The organism is Streptomyces sp. NPDC059398 (assembly GCF_042751845.1).
In the GTDB taxonomy this organism is placed as follows: domain Bacteria; phylum Actinomycetota; class Actinomycetes; order Streptomycetales; family Streptomycetaceae; genus Streptomyces.
The window spans coordinates 45,116-57,966 of sequence record NZ_JBHYWP010000046.1; the positions used below are offsets into that span (position 1 = coordinate 45,116).

Genomic DNA, 12,851 nt, shown 5'->3' on the forward strand with positions numbered 1-12,851 from the left:
AAGCATGACGAAATCGAAGCGGGCCACGAAGGCGTCCACACCCTCGGCAGCCGCGCAACCGTCAGTACGCGCCCCTTATTGCAACGAAAACCTGCCCTGGATCGAGGACGCTCAGAAGGTCGCACCGAAGGACGCACGCGCGCTGTCGAAACTGTTCTTCACGCAACTGCGGTCCTTGGAAGAAGGCTCGCCCGAGTACCAGTACGCCCGGAACACGCTGATCGAGATGAACACCACCCTGGTGCGTTTCGTCGCGAGCCGGTTCCGCAGCCGGGGCTGCGAGGGCCTGGAGGACATCATCCAGGTCGGTACGATCGGTCTGATCAAGGCGATCAACCGGTTCGATCTCTCCCGCAAAACCGAGTTCACCAGCTTCGCCATCCCGTACATACTCGGAGAGATCAAGCGGTACTTCCGCGACGCCACCTGGGCCGTGCACGTGCCCCGGCGGCTCCAGGAACTGCGCGTAGACCTGGCCAAGGCCAGCGAACAGCTCGCTGCTGTTCTCGATCGCCGGCCCACGGTCAAGGAACTCGCCGTCCAGCTCGACCTGAGTGAGGAAGAGATCACCGAGGGGCTGATCGCCACCAACGGCTACACCGCGGGGCCCCTCGATGTTTCCGGCGACGCCACGGACACGGGGAACATCAACGACCGCAGCCGCTCCTATGCCGACATCATCGGTGGCTGCGATCCGGCAATGGACCTTGTCGAGGACGTCGAGTCCCTCGCCCCTCTGCTGGCTGAACTGAACGCGCGGGAGCGCCGCATCATCCAGCTCCGCTTCGGCCAGGAGATGACCCAGTCGCAGATCGGTGCCGAACTCGGCCTCTCCCAGATGCACATTTCCCGCCTGCTCACACGCGTCCTGGCCCAGCTCCGCGCCGGCCTGCTCACCGACAGTTAGGGGCTGTCCGGCGGACTGCACTGTCGCGGCCTTGGAGGCCGCGTCGGCGTGCCGAGCAGAGCGGCAGCGCCGCGCCGGCACTCACCGTGACCGGCACCGCTTCCGTCCTTCTCAGCCGGCCGCCCGCCCCGTCGTGGGACAGTGGAGGGGGCGGCTGACAGCGCGTGAAAATCATTCTGAAGCTTCGGCGGTATGCTCGGAAGCGGAAAGGTGGCCGCCGGTGCTCAGCCCCGAGATGACGGAAATCCTGCGGACCCTGCACACCGAAGCCGGGCCGAAGCTCTACGACAGTTGGGCATCGGTCCTCGGTATGGATCACCTCGCGTTGTCCCTGACGGTGGAAGGACAGATCACCGAGCCGCTGTGGTTCTCCGGCACGACGAGTTCCTCCTTCGAGGATTTGCAGTTCACCCTGGGCGAGGGGCCCGGTCCGGACGCCCTGCGCACCGGACAGGCGACGCTGGCACACGACGTGGCAGCAGTGGACGCCGGCCGGTGGCCCGCTCTGACGCCGGCGATGGCCCATCTCCCGATCCGGGCCATGTTCTGTCTCCCGCTGGCCCTCGGCGGTATCACGGTCGGCGTCCTCACCGCCCTGCGCTCCCGTCCGGGACCCATGACGGGTCAGGAAATGGATGACGCGCTGGGCCTCGCAGCGGCCCTGACGCTCCAGTTCCTGGGCGGGCGCAGCGCACACTTCGATGCCTGGGTGGACGCACAGCCGGGCGGTGAACTGCACCGGGCAGTCGTCCATCAGGCCACCGGCATGCTCAGCGTCCAGCTCGCAATTCCTCTCAGCAAGGCGCTGCTGCGGCTGCGCGCGTATGCCTACTCCCACGACCGGTCCATCGTCGACGCCGCTGAAGATGTTGTAGCGCGGCGGCTGCGCCTGGACGATGACAGTCCCGATGACGGTGACGGTCCCGATCCCGAGCCACCCAAGGAGCCGAGGGGATGACATCCATGTCCCGCGAGCAGCAAGTATCCGATGTCTTCGTGCAGGTCGCGGACTCGCTGATCGATGACTTCGACCTCATCGAGTTCCTTGAAGGGCTGTGCGCCCACTGCGTCGCTCTGCTCGACGTCTCTGCGGCGGGCATTCTCCTGGCCAATGAGAAGGGGCTGCTGCACACCGTCGCGGCCTCCGACGAGAACACTCATCTGCTGGAACTCTTCGCCGTCCAGCACGACCAGGGCCCCTGCCTGGACTGCTACCGCACACGCGACGCGCGGTCCAACATCGACCTGCACGACCCTTCGGACACGGGCGCCTGGCCCGCCTTCGCCGACAAGGCACGCAGGAGTGGCTTTCAGATCAGCCACGTCTTTCCCCTGCGTCTGCGCAACCGCGCGGTGGGGGCGATGAACCTCTTCCACACCAGCCGCCAGTCGCTCAGCACTCAGGACGCCTCCCTCGCCCAGGCTCTCGCCGACGTCGCCACCATCGCCATCCTTCAGCAACGCGATCTCGGCCACGAGCAGATGGAGAAGTCCCAGCTCCAGCACGCTCTCTCCAGCCGCATCGTGGTGGAGCAGGCCAAGGGGATCCTCGCCGAACGCTGGACCGTCGACCCCAGCACCGCGTACAACGCCCTGCGCGTCTACGCCCGGACTCACCAGCTGCGCATCTCCGACTGCTCCCGCCAGATCATCGACCAGACCCTCGACACCGACCAGATCCCCCACCCGTAGGAGCGGTGACCGTCCTCGGGGCGGAACAGCCGGAGTCGACAGCCCTGGGGACCGCTGCGTGATGTCGGGCAGCAGTGTGATCAGGGCCCCCGGGACTCCGTCATTGGCCGCCCCTCATTGGCCGCCCCTGGCAGGAGGGATACGAATCTCCTCGGGAACAGCTTGCTGCAGCTCGTCCACCAGTCGGCCGACATCAGTGATGAGTGAGCCGCACAACGCTGATTGCACCGGCGATCCGGCGTCCATGATGTGGCGATTGGTCTGCAGGTCTCGGCACTGCCTTTCGGCTTCGCGCAGCGCCGTTCCGACTTCGCCGGGATCCGCGTCCTGCCGCATGACCAGGTTCAGCAGGTCGCCGGCTTCGCGGAGCAGGACGCTGTAGGGATCGAGGAACGCGCGGGACAGAGAGTCGTAGTCTCCACTGCGAACGGCGTGGGAGAGGCTGCGGACGACGGAACGGATGTGCCCCAGTGCCCTGTCCACAAGGGTGATCGTGGGGTGGGTGTGGGTCAGCAGATGCCGTGCCCCCGGCGATGCTTGACGAGGGTTCAGCCGGGAGTTCTCGTCCTCTTCGTCGATACGGGACCGGGCACGGTCTATCTCGGCCGCGATCCGGGTGCACTGGCGGGCCCAGTCATCGAGACAGCCCTGGCCGAGGGTGTCCTGCCCGGCAGTCGCTTCGGAAAGCATGGTCAGGATGCGCTGAGTCTGAACGGAGAGCGCTTCGACAGCTTGCTCGGACCGGGGCGTCCGCCGGGCAGGCGCGACAGCCATGTGTGCTACGAGTGCGCAGCCCGCGCCGAGGGCGACAGAGGCGACGAGATGTCCGATGTAGCTCAGGTTCCCGTGGCCTGATGAGAAAGCGAAGATGCCGATCACGGGCACCTGGCTTCCCTGGTAGCCCAGTCGCTGGGTCTTGCCGATCGCCAAGGCACAGAGGATCAGCAGGGCAAGGCTCCAGGCGTGCACACCGGCGGTAGCACCCAGTCCTGCGGCGAGAGCCGTGCCCAGGAGCATGGCAGCCAGGTACTGGATGCAGTCTCGGAAGGACTTGTAGAGCGTGACCTGGAGTATCAACAGTGCGGTGAAGGGCGCGAAGGTCGTCACCGTGGCCGGGAGCAGCCGTCCCGCCAGTGACCAGGCAACAACCGCAGCCACCACGCCCTTTGCCAGGAGCAGCAGGCCATCTCGTTCGGAACCGGAGGAGACAATGCCACGAACACAGTACCGACAAGAATCCGCCCACCACCTCCACGCCGAGATGAAGGTCGGACGCCCGCTCACCACGGCTTGACGCTACTCACGCAGGGAGCAGCGCGTGGAGCGCACGATCCGGTTTTCCAGAACGCTGCTGAACGGGCAACTTTCCTCATCGCTCTCCCAAGATTCTTCCATCCCAGCGTTCGATGACCCCATGGGAACGGGGGCCGATGGCCCGCTCCGCCGTGTCATGCGAAGGGGGCGCCCGCAGCAGCCACATCGCCCGCCGGGCAGCCCCTTCCAGGGCCGTGCCCTGGGTGACGCTTCCGGTGCGACAGGACACCCTTGTACCCGTGTTCTCCTCGGGCGAACGGCCTGAACGGCCTCAAGAACCAGTGCGATGCGGCCTGCCGGGCGCCTCGTGGAGGCGGTTCGCGGGAACAGGTGAGGCGGTTCGCGGGAACAGGAGCGTCATGGCCAGGGCGTACAAGCAAGCAGACCGGCTCGGCAAGGCTCTCTCCCGCATCTGCGGGGGCCAGCAGGCATGCGCCGAAATGTACGGGGCAGGCGTTCAACCACGGTGCCGTTGAGGGTCCCAGGCCGCTTCACAGGGTGCGGGTCCAGTAGCCACCGTCGAAGCATGGTGATGAGCATGAGCCCCCTGACCCCGGGTCGTTGTTTCGCCCGTGGCCGCTGATATCTGGCGTCACGGAGTCGACCGAGCCCGAGGAGGACAAATGTCTCTGCCCGTCCATGAGCAGTCCCTGTGTGACTCCATCGAGCAACGCCTGACGAGGTGCGAGCCCCGCCTCCATCGGCGCCTGGCCACGATGGGAACCCGCCAGGACCGGCTCCGGGCCTGCCCGGCCCGGTGGAAGCAGCACGCCCTCCTCCCCCGTACGGCGTTGCTGGTCAGCTCAGCGGTCTTCGGGAGCACCGCCGTGATCTGCGGGTTCGTGACCTCTGCCCCGGACTGGATCACACCGGTCACAGCAGCACTGTCCCTGACGCTCCTCATACGTTTCTTCGTCCTGTCCGCCCCGGGATCCGGTCTGTCACGTTCCCGCCGCAGCCACGCCTCGCGCTGAGCGCGGTCACGACACGGAGCACACCGAAACGGGTAGGAAAACGGAGAGCACCATGACGTCGACGAACCACACACCGTACGGCGCCACCGGAGCTGTGGCGGCGCACCCAGGGCGACCCGTGAGCGACTACACCGCACTGTCCCGCCAGGTCAGGAGCGCTGGACTGCTCCGCCGTCATCCGCTGCGCAGCGCCCTCAGGCTGACAGGGACAGGACTGCTGACGGCCTTCAGCTGGATGCTTCTCGTCGCGGTCGGAGACTCCTGGTGGCAGCTCGCGGTGGCTGTCCTGCTGGCCTTCGCCTTCACCCAGTGCGCCTTCCGTGGCCACGAGGCCGGCCACCGTCAGCTCTTCGCCAGCCGGCGGGCCTGCGACTGGACCGGGCTGGTCTTCGGGAACCTGTTGATCGGGCTGGGCTTCGGCTGGTGGCTGGACAAACACAACCGGCACCACGCGCACCCCAACCAGGTCGACCGCGACCCGGACGTCGCCACCGGCGCCCTGGTCTTCATCCCGGGCGACGCCAACGGCCGATACCGGCTCAGGGGCTGGTGGACCCGCCATCAGGCCGGCTTCTTCTTCCCGCTGCTGCTGATGGAAGGGTGGAACCTGCACATGGCCTCCGCCCGCGCCCTCCGGCACCGGCACCCCGGCGCGCCGGCGCCGGCGGTCGTCGAGGCCACCCTGCTCTTCACCCATGCTGCTGCATACGTCACCGCGCTGGCCCTGGTCCTCTCTCCGGGCAAGCTGGTGGTGTTCGTCCTCCTCCAACAGGGCCTGTTCGGGCTGTACATGGGAGCCTCGTTCGCTCCCAACCACAAGGGCATGCCGATGCCCGCAGCCCGGGACACACTCGACTTCCTGCGCAGCCAGGTCCTCACCTCACGCAACGTACGCGGCGGCCGCGTCACCGCGTTCCTGCTGGGCAGCCTGAACTACCAGATCGAGCACCACCTGTTTCCCAGCATGCCCACGCAGACCCTGCCACGCGCACAGGTCCTGGTGCGCGAGCACTGCCGCACACTGGGACTGCCCTACACCGAGACCGGAATCTTCGACTCCTACCGACAAGCACTGGAACACCTCCACGCGGTCGGCACCGGCACACCGCCCCCAGCCACCGAAGAGGTCTGACGGCCCTGCCCCCCGTAGAGACTGGGCGGCGACGTCTGTCGAGCGGGGCCTTCGCGGCCCACGGGTGGCTCCAGCGAGCAAATGGGTTCAGCCTGGGAAGTGGACAAAACGCATACCTTCGGAGCGCGTCATGATCGTGATCCTCGGACTCATCCTGCTGATCCTGGCCGTAATCGTCGCGGTGGCCGCGATTGTCGGCAACGTGGGCAGCGCACACGAACTCACACAGGCGTTCAAAGTATTCGGCTACCACATGACAGGCTCAACCGGCCTGCTCTTCCTCTACGGCGTCATCGTCGGCGCAGTGGCCCTGCTCGGACTGAGCATGCTCCTGGGTGGTTTGCGCCGGACCTCTCGCCGTAAGAACGCCGCCCGTCGGGGACTCAAGGAATCGCGACGTGAGACTTCCGCGGCACGCCAGGACCGCGACGAACTGATCGACCGCATCGACCAACAGAACACGGTCGGTGCACATGCGGCCGGCAGCCGGAGGGACGTCGGCACAGCACGCGATGACCGTTCTCCCGCCAGGGAAGACGCCCAGGCTCACCGGCATCATCGGCACCTGTTCGGGCGCAGGCCCGCTCACCGCTAAAAGGGTCTGCGGTGGCCGGACGGCCAGCTGAGTGCGCGGACGGGCTACCACCGTCACCCCGACAGCGAGGGGTCGGCACAAACATCCTGGCCGACGGCTACGAGACACGAGCCGCCGCAGCTCTCAACAACGCGCTGCAGATCCCCAAGTGGCTGGAAACTGCCGGGAACTGTGGTGAAGGCCCCCGCCACACTGACGGCCATTCGGCCCGCCCACCGGCAAGTGCGGCATTGGCTCGCAGGGGTGCGGGCATGTCGGGGCGCCCACTTCGCTTGCGACGCGGTGCGGCCGTGACCGTTCAGTGCCGCGTACTTGCCAGCCTGGGCAGCTGCCGTCACCGGGCGGCCTACCACGGGTACGGGGACTGGGCTGGTACGCACATCGAGTCGCACCGCGGGCCGTCCGGAGCCGGAGGCCAGCAGACAAGAGAAAGCCCCAGGTCAGATACGTTCCTACCTGGCGCCCCACAGAGCCCCCTATCGGATTCGAACCGATGACCTACGCCTTACAAGGGCGTTCGGTTCCGGTGGCCCGGGATGGCCGACGGGGCCGACCGTGTGTCACTCATCGAAGCCCAGCAGAACTACCGGGAATTCGGCGCCTGCAACTACCCCGGCTGACAGCACGTACGACCGCTGGCGGCCGACGAGCCGCGTGACCCGGGAGGCCGCGCACGACATGCCTGCCACATTCGCAGAACAGCAGTCGCCAGGTTGGAGGGTCTCCGGCCCTTGGGCGACTTCGAACATGCGGGGTTCCCCACCACAAGCTGTCCCGACATGATGAGCCAGTGAAGGACGTAGTGATTCCTCTCGTACTCGCTGTAATCGGGTTAGCCGCAACTGGACTGGGTGCCGTTGTTGGAGCACGAGCAGCCAGGTTCGGCGCCGAGAAGAGCGCCGAGGCTGTCCGAAGACAGGTGCAAGACCAGGGCTCCGTTGAACATGCTCATTGGCTGAGGCAGCAACGCTTCAGCACCTATGAAACCTTCCTCGAAGCCTGGGACGAGTGCCTGCGTATCACCCAAGCATCCGCAGAAGCTGACGCCCCGGACCCGACGGGCCTAGAGGCTCTTCGCTTGGCCGCAGACCGCATGGCGGAGCGCGCACGACGCATCGCGATCTTGGGTCCCCCAGACGTCACCCATGCAGCTGAGTCTCTGACGGAGACGATGCAGGAAGACGTCAAAGTCACCCTCCGGTTCATCGAAGTGGCCCGAACCGCGGTAACGGAGGTTGACAGGCGCCCTGTGTCCACTGAAGCGATGGCTGAGGCAACAGAGGAATACCGGGGCTCGTGTCCCGGTGGCCGACTGGCGTCGGCCAGATACTGCTGGGTGAGCAGCACGAAGGGCCGCTCGGGCATCGCCCCTCGTGCGATCCGCGCCTCGGTGTGCCGGACGTCCCCCAGCGTGCCTCCCCAGTGCACGGTCCCGGCGCGCCGGCAGTCCTGCGCGGTCCAGGGAATACCGCCCTCCACGGCGAGATGGACGGTGAAAGCGGCCGACCCGAGCGTGCTGGCTCATCAGTGTCAGGTCCGGAAGAACGCCGTCGAGCCAACCGATCTCGCCATCTGCGTGGATTCACTGTCCATGCTCCCGCAGCGCCGCTGTCGGCTCGACCGCCACGACGCAGTGTCCACGCGCCGCCAACGCAGCGGCATGGCGCGCCGCTTATCTCCGTCAACGTGCAAGCGGCGGTGAGTGGTTCCGTCGGAAAGCAATCACCCCGGTAACTGAGCAGCCGAACTCAATCCCTTCATACGCGTGTTCCTGATGAGGCATCAGGCCGACGTGGCCCACGATCACGTGGCCAGCGGTCACGTGCCCCGCACAGAGCCCCGGCCGATGCCGCATCGCTGTTCGAGTACTGGCTCGGCCATGTACCGTCTGAGATCACTTCCGGCGGCGAGCGACGAGGAATGGAGCGGCCTGTGCGCAGTGCGCGCGATCGGATCGACACGTCAACGGCTCACTCCGCCCGGGTGTACGACTACATCCTGGGCGGCAAGGACCACTACCTCGTCGATGCCGAGGCGGGCGACGCCATGTGCCGACACTGGCCGGCGCTGCCGGTACACATGGGCGAGAACCGTCGGTTCATGCACCGCGCCGGGCGTTACCTCGCCCAGGAGCGGGGCATCCGGCAGTTCCTCGACATCGGCACCGGCCTTCCCACCGCGCCGAACCTGCATGAGGTGGTGCAGCAGGTGGCGCCGGAGTCGCATGTGGTCTACGTCGACAACGACCCCATCGTCCTCGCCCACGCCCGGGCCCTTCTGGAGAGCACCCCGGAAGGCGCGACCGCCTATGTCGACGCCGACATGCTCGACCCCGACGCCATTCTGGGCAGCCGGGAGTTCCACGAACTGCTCGATCTGAACGAGCCGGTGGGCCTGATGATCATCGGGATCCTCCACTTCATCCCGTCGCCGGAGGACCGGCGCCTGGTGCAGCAGCTGATCGACCCCCTGCCGTCGGGCAGCTACCTGGCGATGACGATCGGGACCGCCGACTTCGCACCCGAGGAGGTCGGGCGGGTGGCCGAGGAGTACGCCCAGCAGGGCATGCCCATGGTGCTGCGCGACCTGCCCACCGCCACCTCGTTCTTCGACGGAATGGAACTGGTCGGCCCCGGCGTCACCCAGGTCCACAAGTGGCGGCCCGGGCCCGAGCAGGACGGCATCGACGACGCGGCCATCGCCATGTACGGAGCGGTAGCCCGCAAGCTCTGAGAAAGTGGTGGCCGCTCCACAGCTCCGCCCACCGCTACCGATGCCGCGCCGCCCCTGCCCGTACCCGGTCTGTCAGCACTTGCCCCCTCCGAACCAGCGGCCCACTGAGACGCCCCCAGCGAAGGCCGTGCCTGCCTCGCCCATGACGGGAGTTGTCGCTGAAGGAGTGCCGGTCGGCGGTGAGCCAAGTGGTACCGCCGGTGGATCAGAACCCGGTCTTGCAAGGAGCGGCGCCTCCTCGGATCGCTGTTCCCCCGGCACGGGCCACCAGGTGGTTCGACTCGGTTCCGCGAAGGGGCGGCGGGCATCGCTGCATCCGTACCGCGCACCCCTGGGAACGGTACGGTGCGCTCCTCCTGTCCTGATGCGCCCCCCTCGCACTCCCCGGCTTCCCGTAGCCCACACCGGTCGAGCCGCCTGGATGCGGAGGCCAGAAGAACAGGAAAAACCCCAGGTCAGATGCGTTCCGACCTGGGGTCCCACAGAGCCCCCTATCGGATTCGAACCGATGACCTACGCATTACAAGTGCGTTGCTCTGGCCAGCTGAGCTAAGGAGGCGCGTCGGAGCATTCTAACCGCAGTGCGGAGGTGGCCACGTCCCGAATTTGCCTGGTCCGGAACTACTGACAGACCGCAGACCGCCAGGTAGCGTCTCATCGCAGTTCACCCGTGTGGACTACACCACTCACCTTTACTCGGATCGTCCGGCACGTTCCTGCCGGTGAAGGAGCGCACGCTCATGGCAACAGTCACGTTCGACAAGGCCACCCGGATATACCCCGGATCCACCAAGCCCGCCGTGGACGCGCTGGAGATCGATGTCGAGGACGGCGAGTTCCTCGTCCTCGTCGGCCCCTCCGGCTGCGGAAAGTCGACCTCCCTGCGCATGCTCGCGGGTCTTGAGGACGTCAACGGCGGCGCGATCCGTATCGGTGAGCGTGACGTCACGCACCTTCCGCCGAAGGACCGGGACATCGCGATGGTGTTCCAGAACTACGCGCTGTACCCGCACATGACCGTCGCGGACAACATGGGCTTCGCCCTCAAGATCGCCGGTATCAACAAGACCGAGATCCGCGCCAAGGTCGAAGAGGCCGCGAAGATCCTCGACCTCACCGACTACCTGGACCGCAAGCCGAAGGCGCTCTCCGGTGGTCAGCGCCAGCGTGTCGCGATGGGCCGCGCCATCGTCCGTGAGCCGCAGGTCTTCCTCATGGACGAGCCGCTGTCGAACCTCGACGCCAAGCTCCGTGTCTCGACCCGTACGCAGATCGCGTCGCTCCAGCGCCGCCTCGGCATCACCACCGTCTACGTCACGCACGACCAGGTCGAGGCCATGACCATGGGTGACCGCGTCGTGGTGCTCAAGGACGGTCTGCTCCAGCAGATTGACTCCCCGCGCAACATGTACGACCGCCCCAGCAACCTCTTCGTCGCCGGCTTCATCGGCTCCCCGGCCATGAACCTGGTCGAGGTCCCGATCACCGACGGCGGCGTGAAGTTCGGCAACAGCGTCGTCCCGGTCTCCCGCGAGGCGCTGGCCGCCGCGTCCGAGAAGGGCGACACCACCGTCACGGTCGGCGTCCGCCCCGAGCACTTCGAGGTCGTCGAGCACGACGAGGTCCCGAAGTCCCTCGCCAAGGACAGCGCCGACGCCCCGGCCGGTCTGGCCGTCGCCGTGAACGTCGTCGAGGAGCTCGGCGCCGACGGTTACGTGTACGGCTCCGCCGAGGTGAACGGCACCGACAAGGAGCTCGTGGTCCGGGTCAACGGCCGCAAGGTCCCGGACAAGGGCACCAAGCTCCACGTCGTCCCGCGCACCGGCGAGATCCACGTCTTCTCGACGTCGACCGGCGAGCGCCTCAGCGACTGACGCTCCCCGCACCGTCGTACCGCGGCCCTGCACCTCCCACCGGGAGTGCGGGGCCGCGGTACGTTCCCGGCCAACACCCCGGCAGAGCGGGCATTTCGGAGCGGACCGTCAACGCCTGATTCGAAAAGCAAACTCGAACCATCCCCCGCACGAGTGACTAAATGTCGCCAAATCATCACCGGCCGCTACGCTCCACAGCGTGACCCACACAGCCCGCCGAATCGGCCGAACTCTCGCACTCGTCCTGCCCGTCGTCCTGGTTCTCTCCGGGACGCTCGCGGTCACCCGCGTCCCGTGGGCAGGCACTTCCAACGGCTCGCAGATGCTGACCGCCTCCACCAAGGAGGTCTCCGTGCGCGCCAAGACCCGTACGCCGCAGGACGTGCTGCGCGACAAGCTCCTCACCGAACTCCAGGAGAAGGATCCGGGTACGGCGCTGACGCATCTCCAGCGCGAGGTCGAGAGCCGGCCGTCCCTGGCGAGCCACTGCATGTCGATCGCCCGCTCGCTGGGCCGCGCCGCCGTGGAGCGGTACGGGCCGACGCGCGCCCAGTCGTTCTCCCGCCCGGTCTGCGACACCTCCTTCGCGTACGGGGTCGCACACCAGCACTGACAACAGACCCGGCCTGGTCACGTGACCAGTGCCGCGGCAGGCACCGGCGTCCATGCGGCGCACCAGGTCGTAGGGTGCGCCTCATGACGACGACCGCTGATCCTCACGTCCACGCCCTGCCCACGCAGGCCGTGGTGCTCGCGGGCGGCCAGGGCTCCCGGCTGCGCCCGTACACCGACGACCGGCCCAAGCCGATGGTCGAGATCCCGGGCACCGGTACGCCGATCATCGGCCACCAGCTGGCCTGGCTCGCGTCCGAGGGTGTCACCGACGCCGTCATCTCCTGCGGTCATCTCGCCGAGGTGCTCCAGGAGTGGCTGGAGTCCGCCGAGTTGCCCCTGCGGGTCACCACCGTCGTCGAGCCGGAACCGCTCGGCCGCGGCGGCGGTCTCAAGTACGCCGCCGCCCATCTGCCCCAGGCCGACCGGCCCTGGTACGCGACGAACGGCGACATCTGGACGCGCTTCTCACTGCGCGAGATGGCCGCGTTCCACACCGAGCGCGGCGCCGTCGCCACCCTCGCGCTCGCCCGCCCGCGGATCCCGTGGGGCGCGGTCGAGACGGACCGGTTCGGGCACGTACTCGACTTCATCGAGGCACCCCCGTCGCCGTATCTCATCAACGCGGGCATCTACGTGTTCTCGGCGGGCTTCACCGAGCTTCTCCCGGACCGCGGCGACCATGAGCGGTCCACCTTCCCGCGGCTCGCCCGTGAGCGCCGGCTGGCCGGTTACCCGCTGCCGCACGGCGCGTACTGGCGGGCCATCGACACCGCCAAGGACCTCACGGAGGCGGCGAAGGAACTCGGCAGCCCCAATTGACCCCGACCGACTCCAACTGACTCCAACTGAGCTGGGCTGCCGCACAGTTGAGGGCGCGGGCACCGGTACGGATATGGGCGCCGGGAGCCGGGCCCGGGCCCCCCGATCGGGGGAACCGGCCCCGGCGCCCCCCCCCCCCCACGCCCGCCCCCCCACCCCGCCCCCCGCCCCCGCCACCCGCGTCTGCCCCCCCCCG

Annotated in this window: 11 protein-coding genes, 2 tRNA genes and 1 pseudogene; 11 read left to right on the top strand and 3 right to left on the bottom strand. The window is 67.5% G+C overall.

From position 1 onward, the window contains the following. Window positions 1-4 precede the first annotated feature (4 nt). The 3 genes from ACFXBC_RS18390 (at window position 5) to ACFXBC_RS18400 (ending at window position 2,599) form a co-directional block, all read left to right on the top strand. Window positions 5-907: a SigB/SigF/SigG family RNA polymerase sigma factor gene (locus ACFXBC_RS18390; protein WP_385024809.1), complete on the top strand. Its 903-nt coding sequence runs from the start codon at window positions 5-7 to the stop codon at window positions 905-907. 220 nt (window positions 908-1,127) lie between these two features. Next, on the top strand, window positions 1,128-1,865 hold the full coding sequence (locus tag ACFXBC_RS18395) for a GAF and ANTAR domain-containing protein (protein WP_385024812.1): 738 nt from the start codon (window positions 1,128-1,130) through the stop codon (window positions 1,863-1,865). Beyond that, the gene (locus ACFXBC_RS18400; protein WP_385024815.1) at window positions 1,862-2,599 is read left to right on the top strand and encodes a GAF and ANTAR domain-containing protein; all 738 of its coding nucleotides are present in this window, start codon (window positions 1,862-1,864) and stop codon (window positions 2,597-2,599) included. The genes ACFXBC_RS18395 and ACFXBC_RS18400 overlap by 4 nt, the downstream gene beginning before the upstream one ends. Before the next feature lie 114 nt (window positions 2,600-2,713). On the opposite strand, the gene ACFXBC_RS18405 is transcribed toward ACFXBC_RS18400, so the two are convergent. Then, the gene (locus ACFXBC_RS18405) at window positions 2,714-3,886 is read right to left on the bottom strand and encodes an aromatic acid exporter family protein (RefSeq protein ID WP_385024818.1); all 1,173 of its coding nucleotides are present in this window, start codon (window positions 3,884-3,886) and stop codon (window positions 2,714-2,716) included. 650 nt (window positions 3,887-4,536) lie between these two features. On the opposite strand from ACFXBC_RS18405, the gene ACFXBC_RS18410 reads away from it, so the two are divergent. From ACFXBC_RS18410 to ACFXBC_RS18420, 3 genes are all read left to right on the top strand, one after another. Next, on the top strand, window positions 4,537-4,887 hold the full coding sequence (locus ACFXBC_RS18410) for a DUF3040 domain-containing protein (protein WP_385024821.1): 351 nt from the start codon (window positions 4,537-4,539) through the stop codon (window positions 4,885-4,887). 52 nt (window positions 4,888-4,939) lie between these two features. Continuing rightward, window positions 4,940-6,019 carry a fatty acid desaturase family protein gene (locus ACFXBC_RS18415; RefSeq protein WP_385024825.1) on the top strand — a complete coding sequence of 360 codons (1,080 nt, stop codon included), beginning with the start codon at window positions 4,940-4,942 and terminating at the stop codon, window positions 6,017-6,019. Between the two features lie 130 nt (window positions 6,020-6,149). Continuing rightward, window positions 6,150-6,614 (top strand): hypothetical protein, encoded by a 465-nt coding sequence (locus ACFXBC_RS18420; RefSeq protein ID WP_385024828.1) that lies wholly within the window; start codon window positions 6,150-6,152, stop codon window positions 6,612-6,614. A gap of 470 nt (window positions 6,615-7,084) precedes the next feature. Here ACFXBC_RS18420 and ACFXBC_RS18425 read toward each other — a convergent pair. Then, window positions 7,085-7,164: transfer RNA gene (locus tag ACFXBC_RS18425), tRNA-Thr, on the bottom strand. Between ACFXBC_RS18425 and ACFXBC_RS18430 the strand changes: the two are divergent. Next, window positions 7,139-7,234, top strand: a pseudogene (locus ACFXBC_RS18430) (CPCC family cysteine-rich protein); the annotation flags it as partial. The gene ACFXBC_RS18425 and the pseudogene ACFXBC_RS18430 sit on opposite strands and share 26 nt — an antisense overlap. A 1,300-nt stretch (window positions 7,235-8,534) precedes the next feature. Continuing rightward, complete coding sequence (locus ACFXBC_RS18435) at window positions 8,535-9,347, top strand: SAM-dependent methyltransferase (RefSeq protein WP_385024831.1); 813 nt, start codon at window positions 8,535-8,537, stop codon at window positions 9,345-9,347. Window positions 9,348-9,832: 485 nt separating this feature from the next. Here the strand turns inward: ACFXBC_RS18435 and ACFXBC_RS18440 are convergent. Beyond that, window positions 9,833-9,906, bottom strand: a tRNA-Thr gene (locus ACFXBC_RS18440). A 181-nt stretch (window positions 9,907-10,087) separates the two neighbouring features. On the opposite strand from ACFXBC_RS18440, the gene ACFXBC_RS18445 reads away from it, so the two are divergent. From ACFXBC_RS18445 to ACFXBC_RS18455, 3 genes are all read left to right on the top strand, one after another. After that, window positions 10,088-11,221 (top strand): ABC transporter ATP-binding protein, encoded by a 1,134-nt coding sequence (locus ACFXBC_RS18445; protein ID WP_385024834.1) that lies wholly within the window; start codon window positions 10,088-10,090, stop codon window positions 11,219-11,221. A 199-nt stretch (window positions 11,222-11,420) separates the two neighbouring features. After that, window positions 11,421-11,834: a hypothetical protein gene (locus ACFXBC_RS18450; protein WP_385024837.1), complete on the top strand. Its 414-nt coding sequence runs from the start codon at window positions 11,421-11,423 to the stop codon at window positions 11,832-11,834. An 83-nt stretch (window positions 11,835-11,917) separates the two neighbouring features. After that, the gene (locus ACFXBC_RS18455) at window positions 11,918-12,655 is read left to right on the top strand and encodes an NDP-sugar synthase (protein WP_385024840.1); all 738 of its coding nucleotides are present in this window, start codon (window positions 11,918-11,920) and stop codon (window positions 12,653-12,655) included. Window positions 12,656-12,851: the final 196 nt, after the last annotated feature.